This window comes from Zunongwangia sp. L-65, from assembly GCF_056859415.1.
On sequence record NZ_JBSXOK010000080.1, the window covers coordinates 66,270 to 91,233 of the forward strand.

Annotated in this window: 25 protein-coding genes; 9 read left to right on the forward strand and 16 right to left on the reverse strand. The window is 35.4% G+C overall.

Annotated features, from left to right (window positions below; all coding sequences use genetic code 11):
* Nucleotides 1-9: 9 nt before the first annotated feature.
* Genes AC13DP_RS19760 through AC13DP_RS19770 form a run of 3 tightly spaced genes read right to left on the reverse strand, consistent with a single transcriptional unit; the run spans nt 10 to nt 4,971 of the window.
* Nucleotides 10-3,384 carry a SusC/RagA family TonB-linked outer membrane protein gene (locus tag AC13DP_RS19760; RefSeq protein WP_483068336.1) on the reverse strand — a complete coding sequence of 1,125 codons (3,375 nt, stop codon included), beginning with the start codon at nt 3,382-3,384 and terminating at the stop codon, nt 10-12.
* Nucleotides 3,385-3,425: 41 nt separating this feature from the next.
* Nucleotides 3,426-4,019 carry an RNA polymerase sigma factor gene (locus AC13DP_RS19765; protein WP_013071108.1) on the reverse strand — a complete coding sequence of 198 codons (594 nt, stop codon included), beginning with the start codon at nt 4,017-4,019 and terminating at the stop codon, nt 3,426-3,428.
* Entirely contained in the window at nt 4,009-4,971 is a 963-nt protein-coding gene (locus AC13DP_RS19770) for a FecR family protein (RefSeq protein WP_483068337.1), read from the reverse strand. Before AC13DP_RS19770 ends, AC13DP_RS19765 begins: the two co-directional genes overlap by 11 nt.
* A 642-nt stretch (nt 4,972-5,613) precedes the next feature.
* Between AC13DP_RS19770 and AC13DP_RS19775 the strand changes: the two genes are divergently transcribed.
* Nucleotides 5,614-7,155: a GH3 family acyl-acid amido synthetase gene (locus AC13DP_RS19775; RefSeq protein ID WP_483068378.1), complete on the forward strand. Its 1,542-nt coding sequence runs from the start codon at nt 5,614-5,616 to the stop codon at nt 7,153-7,155.
* Here AC13DP_RS19775 and AC13DP_RS19780 read toward each other — a convergent pair.
* The 8 genes from AC13DP_RS19780 to AC13DP_RS19815 form a co-directional block, all read right to left on the reverse strand.
* Nucleotides 7,152-7,754, reverse strand: coding sequence for a hypothetical protein (locus AC13DP_RS19780; RefSeq protein ID WP_013071111.1), 603 nt, complete (start codon nt 7,752-7,754; stop codon nt 7,152-7,154). The two genes, AC13DP_RS19775 and AC13DP_RS19780, sit on opposite strands and share 4 nt — an antisense overlap.
* A gap of 234 nt (nt 7,755-7,988) precedes the next feature.
* Nucleotides 7,989-8,474 (reverse strand): DUF4168 domain-containing protein, encoded by a 486-nt coding sequence (locus tag AC13DP_RS19785; protein ID WP_013071112.1) that lies wholly within the window; start codon nt 8,472-8,474, stop codon nt 7,989-7,991.
* 342 nt (nt 8,475-8,816) lie between these two features.
* Nucleotides 8,817-9,419 (reverse strand): hypothetical protein, encoded by a 603-nt coding sequence (locus tag AC13DP_RS19790; protein WP_347406811.1) that lies wholly within the window; start codon nt 9,417-9,419, stop codon nt 8,817-8,819.
* Between the two features lie 49 nt (nt 9,420-9,468).
* A complete protein-coding gene (locus AC13DP_RS19795; RefSeq protein WP_272958100.1) occupies nt 9,469-10,197 on the reverse strand; it encodes a sulfotransferase-like domain-containing protein in 729 nt (242 codons plus the stop codon).
* A 9-nt stretch (nt 10,198-10,206) separates the two neighbouring features.
* Entirely contained in the window at nt 10,207-11,118 is a 912-nt protein-coding gene (locus tag AC13DP_RS19800) for an aminotransferase class IV (protein ID WP_483068338.1), read from the reverse strand.
* A gap of 1 nt (nt 11,119) precedes the next feature.
* Nucleotides 11,120-11,695: a pentapeptide repeat-containing protein gene (locus AC13DP_RS19805; RefSeq protein WP_013071116.1), complete on the reverse strand. Its 576-nt coding sequence runs from the start codon at nt 11,693-11,695 to the stop codon at nt 11,120-11,122.
* Between the two features lie 155 nt (nt 11,696-11,850).
* Nucleotides 11,851-12,015 (reverse strand): hypothetical protein, encoded by a 165-nt coding sequence (locus AC13DP_RS19810; protein WP_187288267.1) that lies wholly within the window; start codon nt 12,013-12,015, stop codon nt 11,851-11,853.
* A gap of 161 nt (nt 12,016-12,176) precedes the next feature.
* Complete coding sequence (locus AC13DP_RS19815) at nt 12,177-12,755, reverse strand: NUDIX domain-containing protein (protein WP_483068339.1); 579 nt, start codon at nt 12,753-12,755, stop codon at nt 12,177-12,179.
* A 177-nt stretch (nt 12,756-12,932) separates the two neighbouring features.
* On the opposite strand from AC13DP_RS19815, the gene AC13DP_RS19820 reads away from it, so the two are divergent.
* Both AC13DP_RS19820 and AC13DP_RS19825 read left to right on the forward strand, forming a co-directional pair.
* Complete coding sequence (locus tag AC13DP_RS19820) at nt 12,933-13,340, forward strand: VOC family protein (protein ID WP_013071119.1); 408 nt, start codon at nt 12,933-12,935, stop codon at nt 13,338-13,340.
* An 83-nt stretch (nt 13,341-13,423) separates the two neighbouring features.
* Nucleotides 13,424-14,464 (forward strand): GMP reductase, encoded by a 1,041-nt coding sequence (locus AC13DP_RS19825; protein WP_483068340.1) that lies wholly within the window; start codon nt 13,424-13,426, stop codon nt 14,462-14,464.
* 164 nt (nt 14,465-14,628) lie between these two features.
* Here AC13DP_RS19825 and AC13DP_RS19830 read toward each other — a convergent pair whose 3' ends face one another.
* The 3 genes from AC13DP_RS19830 to AC13DP_RS19840 form a co-directional block, all read right to left on the reverse strand.
* Nucleotides 14,629-14,865 carry a PLD nuclease N-terminal domain-containing protein gene (locus AC13DP_RS19830; protein ID WP_483068341.1) on the reverse strand — a complete coding sequence of 79 codons (237 nt, stop codon included), beginning with the start codon at nt 14,863-14,865 and terminating at the stop codon, nt 14,629-14,631.
* A gap of 322 nt (nt 14,866-15,187) precedes the next feature.
* Nucleotides 15,188-16,411 carry a diaminopimelate decarboxylase gene (gene lysA / locus AC13DP_RS19835; RefSeq protein WP_483068342.1) on the reverse strand — a complete coding sequence of 408 codons (1,224 nt, stop codon included), beginning with the start codon at nt 16,409-16,411 and terminating at the stop codon, nt 15,188-15,190.
* Between the two features lie 207 nt (nt 16,412-16,618).
* Nucleotides 16,619-17,794 carry an MFS transporter gene (locus tag AC13DP_RS19840; protein ID WP_483068343.1) on the reverse strand — a complete coding sequence of 392 codons (1,176 nt, stop codon included), beginning with the start codon at nt 17,792-17,794 and terminating at the stop codon, nt 16,619-16,621.
* 323 nt (nt 17,795-18,117) lie between these two features.
* Here AC13DP_RS19840 and sucC point away from each other — a divergent pair, with 323 nt between their 5' ends.
* Together sucC and AC13DP_RS19850 are read left to right on the forward strand one after the other, a co-directional pair.
* The gene (gene sucC / locus AC13DP_RS19845; protein ID WP_013071123.1) at nt 18,118-19,311 is read left to right on the forward strand and encodes an ADP-forming succinate--CoA ligase subunit beta; all 1,194 of its coding nucleotides are present in this window, start codon (nt 18,118-18,120) and stop codon (nt 19,309-19,311) included.
* A gap of 263 nt (nt 19,312-19,574) precedes the next feature.
* Nucleotides 19,575-19,925 carry a hypothetical protein gene (locus tag AC13DP_RS19850; RefSeq protein ID WP_483068344.1) on the forward strand — a complete coding sequence of 117 codons (351 nt, stop codon included), beginning with the start codon at nt 19,575-19,577 and terminating at the stop codon, nt 19,923-19,925.
* A gap of 109 nt (nt 19,926-20,034) precedes the next feature.
* Here the strand turns inward: AC13DP_RS19850 and AC13DP_RS19855 are convergent, their stop codons facing one another.
* The gene (locus tag AC13DP_RS19855; RefSeq protein WP_483068345.1) at nt 20,035-20,841 is read right to left on the reverse strand and encodes an MBL fold metallo-hydrolase; all 807 of its coding nucleotides are present in this window, start codon (nt 20,839-20,841) and stop codon (nt 20,035-20,037) included.
* A gap of 70 nt (nt 20,842-20,911) precedes the next feature.
* Nucleotides 20,912-21,370 carry a GNAT family N-acetyltransferase gene (locus AC13DP_RS19860; RefSeq protein WP_483068346.1) on the reverse strand — a complete coding sequence of 153 codons (459 nt, stop codon included), beginning with the start codon at nt 21,368-21,370 and terminating at the stop codon, nt 20,912-20,914.
* A 121-nt stretch (nt 21,371-21,491) separates the two neighbouring features.
* Here AC13DP_RS19860 and AC13DP_RS19865 point away from each other — a divergent pair, with 121 nt between their 5' ends.
* The 4 genes from AC13DP_RS19865 (at nt 21,492) to AC13DP_RS19880 (ending at nt 24,964) form a co-directional block, all read left to right on the forward strand.
* Complete coding sequence (locus tag AC13DP_RS19865; RefSeq protein WP_013071127.1) at nt 21,492-21,683, forward strand: hypothetical protein; 192 nt, start codon at nt 21,492-21,494, stop codon at nt 21,681-21,683.
* Nucleotides 21,684-21,743: 60 nt separating this feature from the next.
* Nucleotides 21,744-23,372 carry an alpha,alpha-trehalase TreF gene (treF, locus tag AC13DP_RS19870; protein WP_483068347.1) on the forward strand — a complete coding sequence of 543 codons (1,629 nt, stop codon included), beginning with the start codon at nt 21,744-21,746 and terminating at the stop codon, nt 23,370-23,372.
* Nucleotides 23,373-23,420: 48 nt separating this feature from the next.
* A complete protein-coding gene (locus tag AC13DP_RS19875) occupies nt 23,421-24,239 on the forward strand; it encodes an SDR family oxidoreductase (protein WP_013071129.1) in 819 nt (272 codons plus the stop codon).
* A gap of 65 nt (nt 24,240-24,304) precedes the next feature.
* Nucleotides 24,305-24,964, forward strand: coding sequence for a sigma-70 family RNA polymerase sigma factor (locus AC13DP_RS19880; protein ID WP_483068348.1), 660 nt, complete (start codon nt 24,305-24,307; stop codon nt 24,962-24,964).

Genomic DNA, 24,964 nt, shown 5'->3' on the forward strand with positions numbered 1-24,964 from the left:
TTGTGCTTTTTAAAAGTTTAGGTTAAATCCGAATACGAATGTTCTTGAGGGTGGATAGATTCCGCGGTCTACCCCAATATCCAGGTTACGGCTGCTACTCGAGTAATTTTGAAGTCCGATTTCCGGGGTCATTCCACTATAGTCGGTGATTGTAAAAACATTACTTGCCTGTACGTACAATCTTAAATTCGCAGCGCTTAACACATATTCAGGTAAGGTAAAGCCTAATTGTAGATTGTTTAGTTTTAAATAAGAACCATTTTCTACATAATAGGAAGATGGCCGTATATTGTTGTTAGCATCATCTAAGCTTAATCTTGCAATGTCTGAATTTGGATTTTCTGGTGTCCAGGCTCCTAGCAAAGAAGAATCTTTGTTGTAGGCTGACTGGTTAAAGAATTGTGTTTTATACTTGGTAAGATTATAGATATCATTACCAAAGCTACCATTAAAGAACATCCCCAGATCGAAGTTTTTGTAATTTAGTTTTACATTTAAACCTAAAACAAGATCGGGATGAGGTGATCCTATATAGGTACGATCTTCATCGTTAATCACACCATCGTTGTTGATGTCCCTAAATCGAATATCACCCGGTTGAGCATTTGGTTGGAGACCATAAGCCTCTACTTCCTGCTGACTTCTAAATAAACCATCGGCTTTGTAGCCAAAGAAAGAAGCTATAGGTTCACCAACGGTACTTCTGGAGACTTCCTGATCAAAATTTACATTGTGTAGAGATGAGCTTGGAATTCCTAAATAAGCAACACTATGTAATTCGGTTAATTCGTTTTTATATCCAGAAAGGTTTAAACCAAAATTATAGCTAAAATCTCCCTTTCGATCACTATATTCAATATTAAGTTCGTAACCTTTGTTTTCCATTTTGCCATCATTGATCCACTGGCCATCATTGGTCCCTCCATAGGTAAGCGGTACCGCGTTGTAAACAAGAATATCTTCGGTCACTTTGTTATAAACTTCAGCAGTGACATTCAGTTTATTATTAAAGAAGCCAAGATCAACACCCACTGAAGTTTGTGTAGTGGTTTCCCATTGTAAGTTAGGGTTAGGTACCCGTGTTTGTGTTAAACCGGTAGAAACTGAATTTTGTCCGCCTCCAATCGCGTAGTCACTATAATTAGTGTTATTGCTATAACTATCTACTGTAGAGTAGGATGGTACTTGCTGGTTCCCTGTTTGTCCCCAGCTGGCCCTAAGCATCATACTTGTTAAGCCATTACCAAGATCAAAAAAGTCTTCTTTATCTAAGCGCCATCCGGCAGAAAATGCCGGAAACGTTCCCCAATTATTATTGGCTAGCCTTGAAGTCCCATCACGTCTTACTGTAGCGGTTAGTAAATATTTTTCATCGAAATTATACTTAACACGGCCAAAATAAGAGTTTAATTTCCATTCTCTCGCGTCACCATTATTTAGCTGGTTTTCTGTGCCAAAACTTAAGTATCTAAAATTAGGATCTTCATAAAGGAAGTTTTGGCGTGATCCTGCAAAAGCTTCCTGGTAGTATTCGATAGCTTCCTGGCCTACTAAAATATCCAGGTTATGATCATCAAAAGATCTAGCATAATTTACGGTGTTCGTAAAAGTGAACTGGTAATTATAACTATTCTGTGTACTTAAGTTATTAATGGTATTTTGGGCAATGATTTCATTATAAACCGGACTAAAATTCCTGTAGTTGAAATTATTATAATCAAGACCAAAAGAAGATTTAAATTCAAAATCCCCAAAATTAAGACTGGCAAAAGCATTACCAAAAGCCCGAACATTTTTTTGATCATTATCTTTACTTCTGTACAGGCTTCCTAGTGGATTGCTAATATCGTTTATAGGATTTCCGGCAAATTTTCCATTAATATCTTTTACGGGGACGATGGAAGGAAACTGAAAAGCATTATAAACTATACTGCCCAAAGCGCTATTAGTACCCACAGCAACTTCTTTAGTATAGGAACCAGAGAAATTTTCTCCAATAGTTAGCCAGTCGGTAATATTATAACTGGAATTAAATCTGGCTGAATATCTTGCAAAATCGGTATATTCGATAACTCCTTCCTGATCGTAATAGCCAAGGGAAAAGGAGTGTTGCCCTTTTTCAGAGCCTTTTTGGATCGAAATATTATAGTTTTGAATTAATGCCGGACGCATAATCTCGTTTACCCAATCTACATCACTGCTGGGTATGGTTTGTTCGTTGTTTAGCCAGGTTGGTATTTCAGGCTGGTTAGGATTGTTACCATAAATATCATGTGCCGGGGTTTGGCCGTCATTTCGATAAGCCTGCCATAATAAATCACCGTATTGTTGCGCATTTAGCATTCTCGGTAAGTTAAATGCCGACTGGATACCGGCATAACCATCCATACTTACCGAAAAAGAATCTTTATTAAGCCCTTTTTTTGTAGTAATCACAACCACACCGTTTGCTGCACGTGATCCATAAATCGACGAAGAGGCTGCGTCTTTCAAAACCTGTAAGCTTTCGATGTCTTGGGGGTTGATACTACTTAAGCCATTTGCAGTAGGTACGCCATCAATAATTACCAAAGGATCATTGTTGTTTATAGTACTAAAACCCCTAACCCTAAGAGAAGTGCCCCCTCCGGGACGATTATCACTCATCACCTGTACCCCCGGCATTCTGCCCTGTAACATTTCGGTGACATTTGCTTTTGGTAAAGATTGGATGTCTTCAGGAGCTACTGATGAGATCGAAGCGGTAATGTTTTCTCTTTTCTCTGTACCATAACCAACTACCACGATTTCATCTAGCGTATTGGTATCTTCCTGTAGCGTAATATTGAATTCAGACTGATCTGTAATAGGGACATCTGCTCTTTGATAGCCCACAAAAGTAATACTTAAGGTTTGCGCATTTGCAGGAATAGTTAAGCTGAAGTTCCCATCAAAATCGGTTGCGGTTCCAATATTGGTACCTTTTACAAAAACACTGGCACCGGGTATGGGCATGTTATTGTAATCTTTAATAATGCCTTTGATTTCGCGCTCTTGCTGATTATTTGCAGCTGTTTCTTTTACCAGGATGCTATCGTCAGAGATTCTGAATTGCAACGCAGTAAGTCGCTCTAATTCTGCTAAAGTTTCCTCAAGATTCGCGTTATTAATATTTATGCTGATGTTTCTTTTTAAATAGGCTTGATCAGATCGATAAATAAATTTTTTCTGGGCCTGAGATTCGATAATTTTAAAGACTTTTTCTACACTAACCTTTTTAAGGTTAAGGTTTATGCTAGTTAAAACCTTGGAGCTGCTAGCCTTATTTTGTTCATTTTCACCAGCCTTTACAGGAGTAACCAGCGGAAATGTAGCAAGAGCGAGGAGTAAAATTTTGCGTTTCATTTTTTTGATTAAAGCGTTATTTATCTTGATTAGTGATTGGTTCAATGAAATTGTTTTAGCCCTTTGCTAATGTATTTCATTGCAAGAGCAATATGATTTTCTACGGTACGGGGAGATATATCCATTATTTCTGAAATCTCATGATACTTAAAACCGTCAATTCTACTTAATTCAAAAATTTGTCTTGATTTTTTAGGAATTGAGTTTAGAATAGACTGAATAATCTGAGCATTGATTTCTTTTTGTTCCTTATCTATAATCTCGTCTTCAGTACTTGGGGAGAAAAGTATATTGCGTTGTTGTTGAGTATCTATTGAAAAGATTAAATGCGATTTTGCAGGTTTTTTAAGGCTGTTTTTTGCGATTACATAGATGTAAGATTTTGGTTTTTCTATTTGATTTAATTCTTTTCGTTTGTTCCATAAAAGGATAAAAACATCAGAAACTTTTTCTTCGATAATATTGATATCTTTTTGATAGCTTAGACCAAAGCGGCAAAGAGCATTATAATATTTATTAAATAATAACTCTAAAGCAGCATATTGGCCCTGGGATATCTGTTGAAACAAATCCAAATCTTCCTTAAGCGCATTAGGGTTGCTATTGGGAAGGGGTAGTGACTTTTTAATTTTCATTTGAAGCTATTATTAGGTAATGATGAGGTTTCTTTGTGATCACCTTTACATTGGTGATAAACTCCATAGAACTTATAAACTCTTCAATGTTTTGATCTTTAAAAGCTCCTGTTATTCTTTGATTTTCGAGGGTTTTATCTATAATTGAAAATTGCACTCCAAAAAAGTCATTGATCTTTGGTAGGGCATTTTTTAGCGAAAGATTATCCAATAGAAGAATGTTTTCTTTCCAGGCCATTGCCTTTTCAGGATTAAAATTCAGCTTCGTTATTTCGTGTGTTGTGGCACTGTAGGTTAACTGCTCGTTAGGAAGCAGATTTACTTCATCATTAGAAGCTTTTAAAACTACATTTACCTTTCCGGTAGCTAAAGACACGGTTTGCTTTTTGGAAAATGTATTAATACCAAAACTGGTTCCCAGCACTTTTATCTTCATATCGCTGGTGTGAACAATAAAAGGACGTTCAGCATCTTTGGTTACCTCAAAAAAGCCTTCTCCTTCCAACCAAACTTCTCTGGGGTTATCAAAAATTTGAGTGTATTTTAATTTTGAACCCGAGTTTAAAACAACTTTACTGCTGTCTGGTAGTTTAAACCGTAGTCGCTGTCCAGCTTCGGCAATTTTAATATTGGTATAGTTGGATTCGCCTGAAAAAAAGAAAATACTGAATCCAGAAAGAAGTACTATGAGAAGAACAGCTGCATAAGTGTAAAGATTTTTTGAAGATGGTTTTTGTTTTATTTTACCTTCAATTTTTTGCTGTATCATTTCGTGATGCAGTTCCAGATCATTGGCAGGATATGCCTTCCAAATATTTAAATATTCAAGATATAATGCTTTTAGTTCGTTATCAATGCTAAGCTCAATTTCAAACACCGATCGGTCTTCTTTAGACATCTCGTTGGTTAGATATCTAATACATTTTAATTCTCTAGGAGTAATGTCCTGCATTTTCAATTTCCTTGTTTACTCGATAATCGAGATTTAATCTTCAAGGCTTGCCTTGAAGTAAAAAATAATATCCAAATAAATACCTCGTGGTTTTGTCTGAGGTTGTTTATTATTAGGAGTATGAAAATTGAAAAATCCCCTAGTCATGAATGTCAACAAAAGGTAAAATGAAAAATAAATTTCTTAATAGTTCTTTAACTTCTATATTCAACAAACCCAATGAGGATTTAGTTCTTTGATCCTGGTAATTACTGGGCTAAATAGGTAAAGCTTGAAATTAAAAGAACTTTCTGATTCTGGCGAGAAGTTTGCCCCATATCGAGAGATGTCAATTATTTTAAATTCCTTCGAAAGAGAATAAGGTTTTATAATAAAATAAAGCTGTATTTAGCTTTCCTATGAACCTGTAAAATCTAGGTAGAAAATAGCGGATTTTTACGGCTTTTATACCAATAGCGAAACAAGGAAAAAAAGGAAGTAAAAAACTTTGTATTGAATATTTATAAGTTACTAAACTATCGGAAGATACATAGTCACAATTTTTTGTATTTCAGCGTTAAATAATTTATAAATGAAAGAAAAATGGATCTTCCTGATTTCAGTTTTAATTATCTTCAAAATAAAATAAAAACAACCAAAGAAATGGCGATAAGAGGATCATTAATTAAGAGTTTGATTGATTTAAGAGGCACGATAGTTTCTGAACCTGATGCAGTAAAAGCACAACGCGAAGTGCTTAAAAACCTATTGGAGAAAGCTAAGGATACTGCCTTTGGTAAATTTTATAAATTTAATGAAATACTTAAAGCTGAAAATATAGAATCTGCTTTTGCTAAAGATGTTCCTTATTTTGATTATAACAAATTAAATGAACGTTGGTGGAGTCAAATTCAGGAAGGAGCTGAGGATATTACCTGGCCGGGAAAACCACATTATTTTGCATTAAGTTCTGGTACTACCGGTAAATCGAGCAAAAAAATACCTGTTACCAAAGAAATGATAGAAAGTATCCGGAATGCTGGTATAAAACAGGTGGGCGCTTTATCGAATTTTGATTTGGAACCCGAATTTTTTGAAAAAGAAATTATGATGTTGGGAAGTTCTACGGATCTGCATCACGAAGGAGACCATGAAGAAGGTGAAATAAGCGGAATTAGTGCCAGTAATATTCCGTATTGGTTTCGCAGTTATTATAAACCTGGAGAAGAAATTGCTCAGATAGAAGATTGGGATGAGCGAGTAACACGAATAGCTGAAAACGCTAAAAATTGGGATATAGGAGCGTTAAGCGGTATTCCTTCATGGATGGAGCTTATGCTTAAAAAAGTTATCGAATATCATAACGTAAAGCATATTCATGAGGTATGGCCAAATTTACAAGTTTATGCGAGTGGAGGAGTAGCGTTTGAACCTTACGAGAAAAGCTTTAATGCATTACTGGGAAAGCCCGTTACGGTAATAGATACTTACCTGGCTTCAGAAGGATTTTTGGCCATACAGGATCGTCCTGATACCCATAGCATGAAATTGATACTGGATAACGGTATTTATTTTGAATTTGTGCCTTTTGAACCAGAGTATATAAATCAGGATGGTTCCTTAACAGAAGATGCTCCGGTAGTCCCTTTAAGTGATGTTGAGGAAGAAAAAGACTATGTACTCCTTATTAGTACAGTGTCTGGTACCTGGCGTTATATTATTGGGGATACCATAAAATTTACCAATAAAGAAAAGCACGAAATTAGAATCACCGGCAGAACAAAGTTTTTCCTGAATGTTGTAGGATCCCAACTTTCTGTAAATAAAATGAATGATGCCGTACAGGAACTTGAAGAAAAATTTGACATTAAAATCCCTGAATTTACGATTGCTGCCAAGCGTTTTGAAGATGGAGAGTTTTATCATTCCTGGTACTTAGGAACAGACACTGAAACCAGTGAGGATGAATTAGCGGAAGCTTTGGACGAAAGTCTTAAGAATGCAAATAAGAATTACGACGTAGCAAGAAGTAAAGCTTTAAAAGGGGTAAAGGTAACCAAAGTGCCAGCAGCAATTTTTCCTGAATGGAGTGGTGCCAATAAAAAGAAAGGCGGACAGGTAAAAATGGAAAAAGTAATGAACGAAGAAAAATTCGCTGAATTTGAAGCCTTTGTTAAAAAAGAGCTTAAAACAAACAAATATTAGTACGAATCTTTTTCCTTAGATTCTTCTCGTAATTCTTCCAGATCATCTACAAGCTCTACGATTTCTTCCTGAGATAAGTAGAGCTTTTTTATTCTGTTTTTGTAATTCTCAGAAAGATTAGACTGGTTTAATATAAAATCTTTAGTAGCGATGATATAATCTCCAAGACCATGATTTACGGCATAGGTATCAGCCGCCCGTTCAGCCTCTCTAATATAATTATGTGAAGTAAGGTATCTCACCCCAAACCAAAAAAGGTTGATCCCACTTCGATTTCTATAATCCATCACGTGACCTAGCTCATGGCCAATCCAACCAATAATTACTTCAGATGGAGCAGAGGTTACGGTAAAAACTTCATCTTCTATTTTTATTTCTTCGTTTATGAAAATAAAATAAGCCCTCTTTTTGCGATTTTTGAAAATACCCGAAAAACTGGGTTGCGCCTGCATAAAGGACTTCTTGATATTTTTTTTGAATTTAAATGTTATTGGGGTATCCTTCAATTCGGGGTAATGAGATAAAGCGATGTAAGCTTCTCTCCATATCTCATCGGGAACCTGCTTATTGGTTAATTTTAGACTGTCTTTTTGCTTCATGTCCTGGGCTTCACAAATACTATAAAAGATACAGCATAAAAAGAATAGCGAATATGTGACCTTCGTAATTTGTGACTTCACAATTTAATTTTATGTGAATTTACATAAAGCAGCCTTTGGTTGAAAACAGACGCTGTTAAATTGCGTTTAAAATTCAATTTAAACTTTAAAATAGCCCATAAAAAAAGCAGCAAATCCAAATTGCTGCTTTAAATTATATAATTTTAAAGGAAATTATCCCTGACCCTGTTGCATCATTTTTTGCAAACGAGTTTGTAATTCCTGGTCAGATTGTAAGGCCGCCACTAATTTTTGATAACGCTCTACTGTTAATCCCTGATCCTTAATTGTAGTTTCCATTTTTTTCTGAAAATCACCTTGCATACCTTCAATCTCAGCAAGAATAGCTTTATGCTTTTTAAGCTCTTCTTCAGTAGCTTCTACTTCTTTATTAGGATCCTGGCTAGCCTGATGTATTTCATTAAATCGTTGAACTTCTAATCCACCATCTTGTACGGTCTTCATCATCTTTTGATTTACCTGCTGGTTCATCATTCTTAATCCCTGATATGCTTTGGCAAATTTAGAAAGTTCAGCATCACTTACATCTATATCTACTGTTTGCTGCTGTGGCATAGTGGGGTTTTGAGCCATTGCAGCGGACCCCATAATAAGGGTGAAAACAAATAATAGACCTGCAATTTTCTTTGACTTAAACATAAATCTTTTCGTTTTTTCTATAATTAATATCCTGTAAACCTATCATTTAATCATTGGCCTGCAAAACATATTTTGTTAAGACTTGCTAATTTTACATGATCTTAACAGCTAACTGCTATTTGATGTTAAACCGGCCTTTGTAAACAATAAATTTATCTTTTTTAATTTGCGAATTGCAAATTGCAATTCATTATAGCTATTTCAATTTTAATGCCAGGGATTAATTTGGTGCTATAAATTTCTTATTGTCAAGCTTTACTAATTATGGGTATCAACGAATGTGGTTAATAGTGCTATACTGATAGTTGATGAATACCTGGAAAGTTTAAAAAATATTAGATTTTATAGCTCATTGGCGTATCCCGAGGTTTTTGAAGCTGAAGCTTCAGCGTTGCTAATATTTTCTTTTAATCCGCGTTGCAGTTTAAAAACACTAATAACTTCGATTACAAAAAACAGTACAATTATGATTTTTGCATATTCCCAAATCATAGTACTATACGTCATATTTTTAAATGCGGTGATTATGATCGCAGAAATAAATACAATACTGCCCAGAATAGCCAATGGAGTTTCAGGATAAAACCTGAGATTAGCTCTTTTAACCAGCTTTTCAAAATCTTCGTTATATGCTGAGCTGATTTTAAGCTTTTTCAATAGAAATTTTTCATGTTTAATCAACTGGATCTGGCTTAAGATCTTTGAGTAAAATGTAAGCGCTACTATTGCCATCATTACCAATACGCCCGCTTCCTTCCATACAAAAAGAGTAGAATTAGAAACTAAATTCATTACAATGGTGAAAAGGATGAGCGACCAGGCAAGCACGCAATAAAAAATGATAAAGTAGGACCATATTTTTAGTCTTTTTATTTTTTTATCATAATCATCAATTTGTTTTTTATTGAATCTAAAAATGTTGATGATGTCCAGTCGTTCCTGCATGTTTTTTAGGTTAAGGCGCTTATTCCAAAGATAATATTAATAAGACGATCTAAATGGAACGTTGCTTTAAAATTTCGTAATGCGGTATGCAATCTCTTAAAAGTGGTTTTAATTGATTTGGAATTTCTTTTTCTTTAGGTTGATATTTATTAAAACCGTTTGAGTTATGCACATTACTATACCAGTGTTCTGCCCAAACACCATCTTCAGGAATTGGGCCAGCTTGCCAATTCAGCATATTTTTTTCAAAAGGTATTCCTATAAAATCACATAACTTTTTAAGTTTAGCTTCAGGATTTTTTAAAGTTTCGGTAGCATCCAAAACAATGGTTTTAGCTTTTAATTGATCTAATTTTTTTAGAATCTGGGTATGCGCCAGATACCCGACATCCTGCATTGTCGGATTTTTAATTACCTGATGAAAAGACGGAATCATATCTCTGGGATCGCGGGTAAGTAAAACATTAGTTACTTCTTTTAAAAATGAAGTATCCAGATGGAGTAAATGATGGGTCATATTTTTAAAAAACAGTACGGGTTTATCGCTAGTATTTAGCATCATTTCAATAACTTTTTCTCCGTCACATTCCATACTATCCATAATTTCTTTAGCTCCTGGATGATAGGTGGCGGCACTGGTTTCTTTTAGATAATAGCCGTAAAGGGGTTCATCGAAAACCTTGGTGTCGCTACGTTGTGCAAAAGAATACATGGTAGCCGTAGATATATTTCTAGGGCAGGACCAAAGGCATATTCTTTTGATATTCTGCTTAGTCATAATCATTTATTATGTACACTCTTCTTCGATTAATTGCTCGTAAAGGCCACTCAGTTTTTTGGTAAAATCACCATATTTACCTTGACCAATAATTCGGCCATCGATTTTGGTAACCGGTGTTAATCCGCCAAAAGTTCCGGTCACAAAAGCTTCATCGGCGCTATAAACATCAAATAAAGAGAAGTTTTTTTGTTTGCAAACAATTCCATGTTTTTTACATACCTGTATTACATTTTGTCGCGTAATACCATTCATACAGTATTCTCCGGTAGAAGTCCATATTTCATTATCGCGAATTATAAAGAAGTTAGTAGCATTGCAGGTACTAACAAAACCGTTAATATCCAGCATTAAAGCTTCATCTGCTCCGGCTTCTATAGCTTGTATCAAGGCTTGCACTTCATGTAATTTCGAATGGCAATTTAACCGCGGATCTAAATAATCTGGGCTCCCGCGTCTTATCGTACTGGTAAATAATGTAATTCCTTTTTCTTTGCTATGCTGGCTTGCTTTTTTATGTTCAGCAATAATCACAACATTTGGTCCGCTAATGGTTAATCGCGGATCTTGCGAAGGAGTTTTTTTTATCCCACGGGTGATCATTACCCTAACATGAACGTGATCCTCCATGTGGTTAGCTTCTATCACCCTCCAAACTTTCTCCAGTAATTCTTTTTTGCTAAAGGGAAACTTCATTCCAACGCTGGCAGCGGCACTCCATAGGCGGTTTAGATGCATATCTGCAAATGCCAGGCTTCCTTTATGCAATCTAAAAGCTTCCCAAATTCCGTCGCCAACTAAATAGCCACTATCAAAAACAGAGATTTTGGCATCCTTGCGGTCATACAATGTATCATTAATCATAATTTGTATGTTCGCATTTTTGGGGTCTTCTATGGCGTTATGGGTTCCGTGGATCATATTATTCAATCTTTATATTGAAACTTTGTAAGAGTCCGTTTAAATTATCCGAAGCAAAAATAGCTTTTGAGATTTGATTTTCTGTGGGATGAATATTGAAGTTAGTAGCCGACTTAAAATCGCATTTCTGTAATACGGTATTTTGGAAAATTGCTCCCTGTAAATCGCAATTACTAAAGACTGATGCTGTAAAATCACTGTCACTAAAATCCACTTCTTTTAAAGAACAACTTTCAAAAAAAGTATTTTTTAATTTAAGCTTGTAAAAGGAAGAAAAATCTAAAGTAGATTGGAAGAACTGAAATGAAAGCAAAAAATCATTACAAGCATCAAACTGCAAGCCTATAAGTTTACAACTTTCAAATTTTACCTGATTAAATTGAGTATTGGTAAGGATTGCATTGCTAAAGTCACAGTTTAAGAATTCGCATTCTAAAAAGCTAACAGCCGATAAGTTTACAGTATTAAAATTGCAGTTTTTAAAGGTGCAGTATTCATATTCGACTTTATTGAAAACTGTCTCTTGAAAATCAATATTAATAAATTCTTCTTCCTCATGGTAATACCCCGTAATCATGGTATCTTTTATTTGGTTAGTAAGATATCCGCTAACAATCCCATCAGTATGAGTTTTACAACCTAGATGTTTTATCTAGGCTAAGGTTTACTACCTACAGATGTATAGTTAATCTGATGTGAAATTTAATAAATCTAAATTTGTAAAAGGAAAAATTATAAAACCTTTTTAAAAAGTGGGATGAAAAATAAACTAATTCCCAAACCAAGTAGAGCTCCAGACAATAATACAAGATCTCCGCTTTTATCCAATTCGAAGATTATAAAAGAGAATATAAGCGCTACAGTTCCTAATATTCGTTGTTTTTTCATACGTGGCATAGCTTGCCTGTTTGATGGTTAAGTTGTGAGGTAGGACTCACCACTACAAATTATTAGAGAGGGCTATATTCGGAATGCTTGCAATATATATTTATTTTAGGGAAAATATTTATCAAAAATGTTAATATAGGGATGTTATAAATTAGGGGGGGGGATAAAAATTATTCCATTATTCTTTCAATTTTCATATGCTGTAAAAGTATAATAGTTTTGGCATCGATTATTTGTCCGTTAAAGATCATATTGTAGGCTTCATTAAAATCGAATTCTAAAACTTCTATTTCTTCACCTTCCTCTTTTAATCCACCCCCTTTGGTTATCTTCATAGACTCATTGTATGGAGCTATAAAGAAATAAATAATCTCGGTCACCGCACCAGCTACCATATAAGAGTGAAACAATCTTTTAGGCGTTTCAATTTTGTAACCTGTTTCCTCTTCGGTTTCTTTCACTACGCACTCCTCAGGGGTAAGTCCGTCTAAAAGGCCGGCACAGGCTTCGATCATATAACCATCATTATTGCCATTAACATAGGTAGGAATTCTAAATTGTCTTGTTAAAATAATCTTATTGGTTTGTTTGTTGTAAAGGATGATGGCAGCTCCATCCCCTTTATCGTAAACTTCACGATTTTGAATTTGGGTGGTCCCGTCATTGCGTTTAAAACTATAGGTATATTCGTTTAAAACAGCCCATTCTTTAGAAAGGACTTTCTTTTTTAATATTTCTATTTTTTTCAAAATTTAAACTTTTAGGGTAAAGTTAGTTTTTTTTGATTTCAGTAAAAAACTGTTTTAAGAGGATTATAATAAAGTGAATCATTGAAGACTATTTTAAAGTTGAATTCAAATTATAAAAAATCAAAATCTGTTATCTTGCATTACAGAATGGAATAGCACTATCAAGAACTTGAAATTATGGAAACTCAAAATAAATTTGGTTTAAAAAAAGATCACGATGCCTTATTAGTGGCCAATCTGGAAGTTTCGCTGCAGTTTTATCGTGACATATTAGGATTTAAAGAAATTTATAATGCCGGATTGGGAGAAAAATTTAAATGGATAAAAGCGGCTAACGATGTACAGATTCATTTAATTGAAAGTGAAGAGAAACCCGAAAAAAATAAAGGTGTTCATTTGGCCTTTAACACCCCTAAATTAGATGATTTTATAGCGTTTCTGCGTAATAATAATGTGGCCTTTGAAAACAGTAATGGAACTACGGATACTACAAATACAAGACCTGATGGCGTATTGCAGATTTACTTTCAGGATCCGGATGGTTACTGGATTGAAGTAAATAACAGTAAGTTGGAAGATTTTTAAAATAAGTATTGAAATTAATATGCTAAACCTGAAATTATAAAAAACTAACTTCTATTTTTGAAGGTAACCAAATTAAAAGACGAATGAGAATTGAGCAGGATTTAAAACTTGGGTTTAAAGATGTAATGATACGACCTAAAAGGTCTACGCTAAAAAGTAGATCACAGGTTAGCTTGGAACGAGAATATACGTTTTTGCATAGTAATATGAAGTGGACAGGGGTGCCAATAATGGCTGCAAATATGGATACTGTAGGAACTTTTGAAATGGCCAAAAAACTTGCGGAAAAGACATTGTTTACCGCGGTGCACAAGCATTATTCTGTTGCAGAATGGACTACTTTTTTAAATGAAACTTCAGCAGAACTTAAAAACAGTATAGCGGTAAGTACTGGAACCGGAAAGGAAGATTCTAAAAAACTGAAAGAAATTTTTGACCTGTCTGAAGACCTTAAATTTATTTGTATTGATGTTGCCAATGGTTATTCTGAACATTTTGTGAAGTTTGTGAAAAAGACCAGAGAACAATATCCCGATAAAGTAATTATTGCGGGTAATGTGGTAACGGGAGAAATGGTTGAAGAACTGTTAATTGCAGGGGCAGACATCATTAAGGTAGGAATAGGCCCTGGATCGGTTTGTACCACGCGTGTAAAAACAGGTGTGGGATACCCGCAATTATCTGCAATTATCGAATGTGCAGATGCCGCACATGGTTTAGGTGGGCAAATAATCAGTGACGGAGGCTGTTCCATTCCCGGCGATGTTGCAAAAGCATTTGGTGCCGGTGCGGATTTTGTAATGTTAGGAGGAATGCTTGCCGGTCATGATGAGAGTGGAGGTGATGTTATTGAAGTAAAAGGCGAAAAATTTAAACGTTTCTACGGGATGAGCTCTTCTACAGCAATGGACAAGCATGCCGGGGGGGTAGCTGAATATCGAGCCAGCGAAGGAAAAACAGTACAGGTACCCTATCGGGGGCCGGTTGAAAATACCTTACAGGATATTCTGGGAGGTATACGAAGTACCTGTACCTATGTAGGTGCGGGCAGACTAAAAGAGCTTACCAAAAGAACCACTTTTATTAGAGTGGCAGAACAGGAAAATACAGTTTACAGTAAATAAAAAACTCTCGCTGCGAAGCGAGAGTTTTTTATTGGTACCGCCAAAAAGGCTATAATAACACGATCCCGTCAACTATTGGGATGTTTTAAAATTGTAAGAATGTTTTTGAATCAAGGACCAGAACTCCCGCAAGGACTCTTGATTCGAAAACGATATCGTTTGTTTTAAATATTAGATTGAATTTCTGTATTTAAAGCTTGTTCTTTTCCGATTGATAGATAAAGAAATGATCCTACTATAGGAAGAAGGATAACAACTAAAGTCCACATCAACCGCATTTTCTTCTTAAATGAATTAGAATTCCTTATTATACTCATGATACAAAATGCCGGAAAAATTACTGCTAATAATCCTAAAGATTGAAGAATAAAGAACTGTAATTCTTGATCTATAAAATTCATAATACGAAGTTAAAGTGTTTGGTCTTACGAATATAATAAAATTATAGGACAAAATTAAGTTTATGTTAATTTAATTCTACGTAATTATTAAATATGCATATGTAGTGAAACCTTATTAGCTTCGAATGGAAGCAATAATGCGGGATCCAAGAAATTCATAAGAAAATAACGGTGTTAAATAATTTTTAATTTAACATGAAGAACATCTGTAAGCGTTAATAAGGAACAAAAAGTTACCAAATAAAATACCTGAATTTCAATGCTTTTGTTCCTTATTCTTCTTTACTACAATAGTAATGATCTTTATATCCTATGATCAAATCTATTTTTGCTTTTTCTCTGTAAAATCTAATGCGATTTGATGTCTCAACAGATCATCAAATGTTTCTCGTTCTCTAATAAGGTGCGCTTCTCCTTTGTACCATAAAACCTCGGCAGGGCGAAATCTAGAGTTAAAGTTGCTGGACATCGAGTAGCAGTAAGCCCCTGCATTGCTAAATGCAAGAATATCACCTTCTGTAATTTCTGTAATCCTGCGGTTTGAAGCGAAAGTGTCGGTTTCACAAATATAGCCAACAACAGAGTAGAAGCGTTGCTTGCCATTAGAGTTGGAGATGTTATTGATTTCGTGATGAGAACCATAAAACATTGGTCTTATCAGGTGATTGAATCCAGTGTCAATACCAGCAAAAACAGTAGAAGTAGTTTGTTTTATAACGTTTACTTTAGCCAAAAACTTTCCAGATTCACTAACGAGGTACTTCCCGGGTTCGAAAGCCAGGGTAAGTTCTTTGCCATATTCAGTACAAAATGCTTTAAATTTTTCAGATAATTTTGCGCCTAATTCTTCAATATCCGTCTCTATATCCCCTTCTTTGTAAGGCACTTTAAATCCGCTTCCAAAATCAATAAATTCAAGATTTTTGAAATTTTTCGCGGCATCAAACAAAATTTCTGAAGCCTGAATAAATACCTGTATATCCAGAATATCACTCCCGGTATGCATATGAATCCCATTAATAGTCATTCCGGTATTCTCTACGATACGCTTTAATAAAGGCATTTGATGAATGGATATTCCAAACTTAGAATCGATATGCCCTACTGAAATCTTTGAATTTCCTCCGGCCATTACATGCGGATTAATCCTAATACAAACCGGAGTTTTAGGGTGTCGGCTTCCAAATTGCTCTAAAATCGAAAGATTATCAATATTAATCTGAACGCCAAGTTTTGCAACTTTTTCAATTTCTTCAAGAGAGACTCCGTTTGGCGTAAAGATAATTTTAGAAGGATCAACACCTGCTTTAATGCCTAGTTGCACTTCCTGTATACTTACCGTATCCAGACCACTTCCTAGTTTGTCTACAAATTTAAGAATAGAAATGTTAGACAATGCTTTTACAGCATAATGTATTCTTAGTTTTTTAATACTGCTAAAAGCACTGGTAAGACGCTTATATTGCGCTTCAATTTTTTCAGCATCATAAACATAAACCGGGCTGCCATATTCAGCAGCAATAGCAAGAAGATCTTGATTTGTCATTTCTATTCAATAATTTTTTCTAGAGCCAAAAATACAGGCCTATTTGTTTTCTTAACAAAAGAATACTAAAAAAATAACGAATTCAAACAAATTGTTATTTCTGTAAGTTTAGTAGAGAAATGGTATCAATTACTTTGATGCCCTTAGAGCTTTTAAACTAAGACCCCTACAATTAAAAATCATTTCTAATATTTGCTTTTAGGTGTTTTAGGTGTGCGCTGTTGTAATAGCCTTTTTATTTTTCTTCCTGATATAAATTACAATAAAAGTAATGACAATACCGGCACTTGCCATACCCGCACCAACAAGATCTGCTGAAGTATAAGCATAACCTGCAGCAATCGGTAAGCCGGCTAAATAGGCTCCAGAGGCATTTCCCATATTAAATGCGCTTTGGTTTAGCGAAGAACCTAACATTTCAGATCCTTTTGCCGAATTGATTACTGCCATTTGTACTGGTGTAGAAAGACAAAAAGCAATGGTACCTATTAAAAAGGTCATCACTAAAACGCCAACTTTATCGTGAGCTAAATAGGTATTTGAAACTAAGGCGATAACCATTAAAATTAAAGCGATTAAAACCGCATGGATAGGAGAGAAGTTCTCAGCTAATTTTGCACCTATAAAATTACCGGTTACCATTCCCAATCCAGCTAAAATCATGGCATAACTTACTACGGTTTCAGGATGTCCGGCAACATCTGTAATTAGCGGAGCGATATAGCTATACCAGGCAAAGAAGCCTCCCGTGCCAATGGTGGTAAGTAAAATAACCATCCAAAGCTCTAATTTTTTGAGTACTTTAAAATCTTTAACGATTCCATCTGGTGAGCTTTTGGGCAGTTCGGGCATCCAGAATTTAATCCCTAATATGGCACAAATACCAACAATACCTACCAGCATAAAAGCAACATTCCAACTAAAATTATGTCCAAAATAAGTTCCAAGAGGTACCCCTATCACATTGGCCAGGGTAAGTCCCGTGAACATGGTGGCAATTGCTCTTGCTTCTTTTCCCGGTTTTGCCAGCTTACTGGCTACAACCGCACCAATTCCAAAAAACGCACCGTGAGGCAATCCAGACAAAAATCTGGAAATTAATAATAAGTGGTAACTATTAGCAAAGGCTGATAAGGAATTAAAAACCGTAAACCATAACATTAAAAAAAGTAAGGTTTTATGTGCCGGCCATTTTCCGCCAATACCAGTTAAAAGTGGGGCGCCAATAACGACCCCAAGTGCGTATGCTGAAATAAAATGACCTGCCTGCGGAATGCTAATGTCTAATGCGGTAGCTACATCTGGTAAAATACCCATAATTACAAATTCGGTCATGCCTATACCAAAGCCACCTATAGCCAATGCGACCAACCCCTTATTCATAAGCAATTATATTTTTTAGTTTCTTTCAAGGAAGTTGTTAGTGTTTTTATAAACTCGATTTTACCAAATTATTGCTTTAAAAATAAGCATTCAATTTGGTTTGAAATAAAAAGGCAAAAATAGTGGAGAAACCTCAGAAATTAGAAAATACCAGGTATTATTTACGATAACCTTATAGCCTGATTCAAAACATAGTGTGATTTCTTAATTGATCTATGGATTTACCAGGCTTCATTTGAATGTTTAAGGAAAATTTGTTGGTCTAATACTTTTACATTTGTTACTTTTGTGTACCATAATTAAAACAGAAGAAATACCTGATTATGAACATACACGAATATCAAGGAAAAGAGATTCTAGGTAGCTTTGGAGTACGTACTCAAAGAGGGATCGTAGCCCAAACTGCAGAAGAAGCTGTAAAAGCCGCAAAAGAACTAACAGAGCAAACCGGGACCGGATGGCACGTAATCAAAGCACAGGTTCATGCAGGTGGTCGTGGTAAAGGAGGCGGCGTTAAGCTTGCAAAAAACCTTAAAGAAGTAGAGCAGATTGCCGGAGAAATCATAGGGATGAATTTGGTAACTCCTCAAACCTCTGCGGAAGGTAAAAAAGTGCACCAGGTATACGTAGCAGAAGATGTTTATTACCCAGGAGATAGCGAACCAGAAGAATATTATATGTCGGTTTTATTAAACCGTGCAACAGGTCGCAATATGATCATGTATTCTACGGAAGGTGGAATGGATATTGAAACCGTTGCGGAAGAAACACCGCATTTAATTTTTACCGAAGAGATTGATCCTGCCACAGGACTTTTACCTTTCCAGGCCAGGAAAATTGCCTTTAATCTAGGTCTTAGTGGAACAGCTTTTAAAGAAATGACAAAATTTGTCACCTCTCTTTATACTGCATTCGATAAATCTGATTCCTCTTTATTCGAGATTAACCCGGTACTTAAAACAAGTGACGACAAGATTTTAGCAGTAGATGCTAAAGTTACTTTAGATGACAATGCACTTTTCCGTCACAAAGACTACGCAGAGATGCGTGATAAGCGTGAAGAAAACCCTACTGAAGTAGAAGCAAAGGAAGTAGGTCTTAACTATGTGGATCTAGACGGTAACGTAGGTTGTATGGTTAATGGTGCTGGTCTTGCTATGGCAACCATGGATCTTATTAAACAAGCTGGTGGTGAGCCTGCAAACTTCCTTGATGTAGGAGGTACTGCAGATGCTAAACGTGTAGAAGAAGCTTTTAGATTAATTTTAAAAGATGAAAAAGTAGAAGCCATTCTTGTGAATATTTTTGGAGGTATCGTACGTTGTGACCGTGTGGCACAAGGTATTGTAGATGCTTATAAAAATATGGGAGATGCAATTAAGGTTCCTATTATTGTAAGATTACAAGGTACCAATGCCGATGTTGCGAAGAAACTGATCGACGAAAGTGGTCTGGCAGTTTCCAGTGCCGTACAATTTAAAGAAGCAGCAGATAAAGTACAGGCTGTACTTTCTTAAGCTGTTAATCATATTTTTACTAGTAACTTTCTTCTGGGCAATCCCAGGCATTTAAGTTCAAAAAGTATATTTTATAAACGAGATAAGATATTTGAATCTCGATTACAGACTAAAGCCCGCCAATTCGCGGGCTTTTTTGTTTATTATAATCATGACCTTTAATGTATAAACGTTAAAAACATCTTAAAAATCAGTGTGTTGTGTAACAATCGCTGTTTTACTACCGTCTTTTTAGTGTATTAACTTTTTAAACATTTTTTATCATGAAAAGATTCAAATCTTTATTGCTAGCTTTAGCAATCGCGTTTTGCAGTACAGTAGCTGTAAATGCAAACAATCCAGAGAAGGCTATCAAGCCAGATCCAAGAATGATGAGTATAGAAATTTCTTCTTTACTAAAGCACCACAAACTAAATCTTAAAAAAGATATCAGGGCAAATGTTCTTTTAGCGATAAATAAGGATCACGAAATCGTTGTGTTATCTGTAGAGGCAGAAAGCGAAACTGTAAAACGCTTTATTAAGGAAAAACTTAATTACAAGAAAATTCACTGTACAGTTAACCCAGATGTAGAAGAATTTAAATTACCTGTTACCCTTAAGGCAAACGCCTAACCAGCCCTTTTCTAAAGATCAATCAATAAACGTAGAAAACTACAAAGGCTGTGAGCACATCAACTCACAGCCTTATTTTTTGCTTAAAAATTAAAGTAAAACGATAAAATTACATTTCTGGATACCAGTCCAGTAAAATAACTTCAATACTATCGTTCTTTTCCTGAACTAAGGATTTAAATTTTTCAACATCTGCTAGTCCATCTTTGCCGCGATAGTGATAAGGATACACTTTTTTGGGAGCAAAGGCTAAAACACCTTCAGCAGCTTGATCTACCGGCATGGTATATGGAAGGTTCATGCAAACTAATGCCGCATCAATATTTTTAAGATTACGCATTTCAGGAATATCTTCGGTATCTCCAGAAATATATAAACGTTTACCGTTTTTCTCTAACACGTAACCATTACCACGACCTTTTACGTGCATGGCGTCATCCACTTCAGGAAGATTATACATTGGTAAGGCTTCAATAGTAAAGCCTTCTAATTGCATACGGTCTCCATTCTCCATGACCATTAGATTGGCCTGTAAAGTTTCTGGTAATTGTTCTTTAACCGCTTGTGGAACGATAATTTTTGTGTCACCAAGTTCAAGACCTTCCAGGGTTTCGGCATTCATATGATCCCCATGAATATCTGTAATTAAAATAAAATTTGGCTTATCCATTTCTGTAAACAATTCGGCACCGCCAACAGGATCGGTGTAAAACACCGCATCATCCCAATTAATTACAGCCGTCGCATGAGACACGGGTTCAATATTAATATTTGCTTCCTCCTGTTCGTTCATGTCGTCATTTAATGCGGTACTTTCTTCTGCAGGGATCATTTCTCCCGGTTCGGCATCAGACTTATTATTTTTACAGGCTGTTAAAGCCGCTATCGTAGCAAGGCTAAAAATCAGTTTTTTCATTGTTCCAAGATTTTGATTGGAGTATAAAATTACAGAAGACAAATAAAACAAAAGCTTGTTTTACAAAGATTTAAGACAAACGGAGTTTCATTTTAATATCTCCACGTGCATAAGGATTATTTTCTTCTATCGGGATTTCCTGAAAACCGAATTTTTGATAGATATGAATAGCATTTTCTAGCTTCCTGTTACTATAGATAATGAGTGATTCCCAAGGTTGGCTTTTCGCAAAATTGATGGTATGCTCCATAAGCTTTTGACCAATTTGTTTGCCACGGTGATTTGGTGAAATAGCCATTTTGGTTAATTCGAATATATTTTCTTCTATTTTCATCAGTGCTACACAACCAATAATTTCTGTGTTGTCTTTTACCAGGAAAATATGTCCACCGGGTTTAATGATATATTTTTCAGGTTTTCCCAAAACTTCTTCATCATGAGGTTCTACCCAAAAGAAGGCTTCTAACCATTGAATATTCAGATTTTTAAAGTCGCCACGATATTGGGGTTCAAATGCTATAATTTCCATACTTCTCTTTTTTAGCAAATGTACTATTTTACTCGATTTTCCCATAAATATCCCCTCATGTGGGTATGTTACTGCACTATTGTTTTAACTACAATTGTAAGGATCAAACCATAATCTTAAAATGAAGCTTTTTAAATCTTTAGGTATTTTAGGTATTATTCTTTTTCTGGCCTGCAGTGGAATATCAGGAGAAGAAAATATTAAGACACTTCCACAAAATCAATTTAAGAAGCAACAATTAGATTCTGTGCAGTTTTATAACCATCGCTCACACCGAATAAAAAGAGGACAGAAAGCAATAATACGTTATTAACTTTCCTAAAGTTATTGATCTTATCTATATTTATATTCCTTCTAATTGAATCGAAAAACTATGATAAGATTGTATCAAAACTTACTTTATGTTCTTATAGTGGCTTTAACTTTTATAGCTTGTAAAGAAGAGCCAAAACAAGAAATAACCAGGGAAGAGAAAAGAATTGTCATTTTACCTCCTGAAGAATTGTATGCTGATCTTTTTTACGAAATTCAACAAAATGAGAACTTGTTTAGTGATAGCAAAACCTTTGTGGATGCTATTCCCGAAAATTCGTTGGATAGTATAAAACGGGAATATGAAAAAATTAAAAATAAAGGAGATTCAGCGATATTTAAGTTTCTAAGGGATAATTTCCAGTTACCCGGAGAAGAAACCTCGCAGGGCTATCAAACAGATTCTTCTGATATTGCTACACATATAAAAAAGTTATGGTCGGTTTTAAAACGACCTGCTGATGATAAGTTAAGTGGAACTTTAATTCCTTTACCGTATTCATATATAGTTCCTGGTGGACGCTTTCGTGAAATTTATTACTGGGACAGTTATTTTACCATGCTGGGCTTACAGGTTGATGGCGAAGTAGAAACCATACAGCACATGATCGATAATTTTTCCTATTTGATTAATAAATTTGGATTTATCCCCAATGGAAACCGTACTTATTATTTAAGTAGGTCGCAACCGCCGTTTTATTCACTAATGATTGATGTCTTAGCCGAAGAAAAAGGCAACACGTTATATGCCAAATACTTACCAGAATTAGAAAAAGAATATCAATTTTGGATGGAAGGTGTAAAGAATCTTTCTGAAAGAGATTCGGTTTTAAATAGAGTGGTGCGAATGCCAGATGGTAGTATCCTTAACCGGTATTATGATAACAAAAATACACCGCGACCAGAAAGTTATCGGGAAGACATCAAGACTGCTGAAGAAGCAGTGAATCACAATCAAGAACGTAGTGAAGAGGAAGTCTATCGGGATTTAAGAGCAGCAGCCGAATCGGGCTGGGACTTTTCCAGTAGATGGATAAAACCAGATAAAAGCGGAAGCTTTAATTTATCTGCCATTCATACTACAGATATATTACCTGTAGACCTAAATAGTTTGCTCTATCACTTAGAAAAAACCATTGCAAAAGCCTATCTCATCAATGAAAATCCAGATAAAGCAAAAGCATATAAAGAACTTGCTGTAAATCGCAGTGCAGCCATAGAAAAATATTTTTGGGATACTGCTACTGGTTTTTACATGGATTATGATTTTAAAATGGCGCAACACACTCCGGTAATTTCTGTAGCCGGAGTTTATCCTTTATTCTTTGAGATCGCTACAGATGATCAAGCACAAAAAGTAGCCGAAGTTATCGAATCTCGATTATTAAAAGAAGGCGGAGTAGTGAGTACTTCCAATCATACCAGGCAGCAATGGGATGCACCAAATGGCTGGGCACCCTTACAATGGATTACTTATAAAGGACTTAAAAACTATCAAATCTCAGGATTGGCGAATACTATTAAAGAGCGTTGGACAAATCTAAACGAAAAAGTTTACGAGAATACTTATAAAATGACAGAAAAATATAATGTAGAAGATCTTTCTAAAGAAAGTGGAGGAGGTGAATATCCCACCCAGGACGGATTTGGGTGGAGTAATGGTGTTTATAAGAAATTAACGTCTGAATAACATATTTTAGATTACAATTCGGCTAACTTTAAAAGAAAAAAGGAAGTTATGCAGAAACCTAACCAACGATTAAAAGGTCAAACTTGTATAGTAACAGGATCTAGCTCTGGTATTGGCAAAGCTGTGGCTATTGCCATAGGTAAAGAAGGCGCCAACGTAATTATTAATTATCATTCCAGTAAAGAGGAAGCTGAAGAGGTAGCACACGAAATTAGCGAATGTAAACTTAGCGGTGATTCTATAGTGGTAAAAGCAGATGTAAGTAAGGAAGACGAAGTAAAGAAGATCTTTAAAGCTGGTATAAATAAATTCGGAACCATAGATATTTGTGTGCCTAACGCTGGAATGCAGCAGGATGCTGCACTTCACGAAATGACATTAGACCAATGGAATGCAGTTATCAATATTAATCTTACGGGCCAGTTTTTAGCATGTAGAGAAGCTATTAAAGAATTTATGCGCCGTGGGATGCGTCCGGAAGTTTCTAAGTCTTTAGGTAAAATTATTCATATGAGCTCGGTTCATGAAATAATACCATGGGCTGGTCACGCTAATTATGCAGCTTCGAAAGGTGGAATAGAAATGCTTATGAAAACTATTTGCCAGGAGTACGCTCCAAAAAAAGTACGCTGCAATAGTATCGCACCCGGAGCCATAAAAACAGATATTAATAAGGATGTTTGGGAAACTAAGGAAGGTAGAGAACAAATGAAAAAAGTGATCCCTTATAATAAAATAGGGGAACCAGAAGACATTGGTAGCGTTGCAGCATGGTTAGCTTCAGATGAATCTGAATATATTAATGGAGCAACCATTTTTGTTGATGGAGGAATGACCTGTTATCCGGGTTTTACCAATAATGGATAAATTCTAGTGTAAAATTGTATCTTTCTACTGCATTTTCAGTCTACATAGAAAACCTATTGATATGAATGATTGCGAATGTACCCAGTGTGAATGTAACAATTGCGATTGTGAGAATTGCGCAACTACAAGTTGCCCTTGCGAGAATTGTAAATGTGATTGCACTTGTTGCGCTTAGAAAGGATAATTTTATGGATACCAAAGAGATTTGGAACAAGTATCAGGAAGAGTTTTATTTCTTTATTCTGAAACGAACAAAGAATGGAGATTGCGCAAATGACATTTTACAAAGTTCATTTTTAAAAATCCATAAGAATTTGGATAAACTGAAAGATCCGGGAAAATTAAAATCCTGGGCCTTTCAGATTATTCGAAATGAGATCAATGATTATTTTAATCGTTCGATTTTTGACATAACTGATGCTAAATTGCAGTGTTTAGATGAGGATTTGAATCCATTTACTGAAGTTTGCTGTTTTGATAAATTTTTATCGGACTTGCCAAAGGAATACTGCGATGTTATGAAGCTTGTGTATATTGATGGGAAACCACAAAAAGAAGCCGCAGCATGTATGGGCATATCACTCGCAAATACAAAAGCCCGTATTCGGCGTTCAAAAATAATGATGATAGATCGATTTAAAGAATGTTGTAAATACGAAACGAATATCGATGGGAAACTAGTAGGCCATGCTAAATGCACGAACTGTGAATTACCAAATCTTTAG

Coding starts and splice junctions, on each gene's coding strand:
- AC13DP_RS19760 (WP_483068336.1), bottom strand. CDS start 3,384: ATGAAACGCAAAATTTTACTCCTCGCTCTTGCTACATTTCCGCTGGTT.
- AC13DP_RS19765 (WP_013071108.1), bottom strand. CDS start 4,019: ATGAAAATTAAAAAGTCACTACCCCTTCCCAATAGCAACCCTAATGCG.
- AC13DP_RS19770 (WP_483068337.1), bottom strand. CDS start 4,971: ATGCAGGACATTACTCCTAGAGAATTAAAATGTATTAGATATCTAACC.
- AC13DP_RS19775 (WP_483068378.1), top strand. CDS start 5,614: ATGGCGATAAGAGGATCATTAATTAAGAGTTTGATTGATTTAAGAGGC.
- AC13DP_RS19780 (WP_013071111.1), bottom strand. CDS start 7,754: ATGAAGCAAAAAGACAGTCTAAAATTAACCAATAAGCAGGTTCCCGAT.
- AC13DP_RS19785 (WP_013071112.1), bottom strand. CDS start 8,474: ATGTTTAAGTCAAAGAAAATTGCAGGTCTATTATTTGTTTTCACCCTT.
- AC13DP_RS19790 (WP_347406811.1), bottom strand. CDS start 9,419: ATGCAGGAACGACTGGACATCATCAACATTTTTAGATTCAATAAAAAA.
- AC13DP_RS19795 (WP_272958100.1), bottom strand. CDS start 10,197: ATGACTAAGCAGAATATCAAAAGAATATGCCTTTGGTCCTGCCCTAGA.
- AC13DP_RS19800 (WP_483068338.1), bottom strand. CDS start 11,118: ATGATCCACGGAACCCATAACGCCATAGAAGACCCCAAAAATGCGAAC.
- AC13DP_RS19805 (WP_013071116.1), bottom strand. CDS start 11,695: ATGATTACGGGGTATTACCATGAGGAAGAAGAATTTATTAATATTGAT.
- AC13DP_RS19810 (WP_187288267.1), bottom strand. CDS start 12,015: ATGCCACGTATGAAAAAACAACGAATATTAGGAACTGTAGCGCTTATA.
- AC13DP_RS19820 (WP_013071119.1), top strand. CDS start 12,933: ATGGAAACTCAAAATAAATTTGGTTTAAAAAAAGATCACGATGCCTTA.
- AC13DP_RS19825 (WP_483068340.1), top strand. CDS start 13,424: ATGAGAATTGAGCAGGATTTAAAACTTGGGTTTAAAGATGTAATGATA.
- AC13DP_RS19830 (WP_483068341.1), bottom strand. CDS start 14,865: ATGAATTTTATAGATCAAGAATTACAGTTCTTTATTCTTCAATCTTTA.
- lysA (WP_483068342.1), bottom strand. CDS start 16,411: ATGACAAATCAAGATCTTCTTGCTATTGCTGCTGAATATGGCAGCCCG.
- AC13DP_RS19840 (WP_483068343.1), bottom strand. CDS start 17,794: ATGAATAAGGGGTTGGTCGCATTGGCTATAGGTGGCTTTGGTATAGGC.
- sucC (WP_013071123.1), top strand. CDS start 18,118: ATGAACATACACGAATATCAAGGAAAAGAGATTCTAGGTAGCTTTGGA.
- AC13DP_RS19850 (WP_483068344.1), top strand. CDS start 19,575: ATGAAAAGATTCAAATCTTTATTGCTAGCTTTAGCAATCGCGTTTTGC.
- AC13DP_RS19855 (WP_483068345.1), bottom strand. CDS start 20,841: ATGAAAAAACTGATTTTTAGCCTTGCTACGATAGCGGCTTTAACAGCC.
- AC13DP_RS19860 (WP_483068346.1), bottom strand. CDS start 21,370: ATGGAAATTATAGCATTTGAACCCCAATATCGTGGCGACTTTAAAAAT.
- AC13DP_RS19865 (WP_013071127.1), top strand. CDS start 21,492: ATGAAGCTTTTTAAATCTTTAGGTATTTTAGGTATTATTCTTTTTCTG.
- treF (WP_483068347.1), top strand. CDS start 21,744: ATGATAAGATTGTATCAAAACTTACTTTATGTTCTTATAGTGGCTTTA.
- AC13DP_RS19875 (WP_013071129.1), top strand. CDS start 23,421: ATGCAGAAACCTAACCAACGATTAAAAGGTCAAACTTGTATAGTAACA.
- AC13DP_RS19880 (WP_483068348.1), top strand. CDS start 24,305: ATGATTGCGAATGTACCCAGTGTGAATGTAACAATTGCGATTGTGAGA.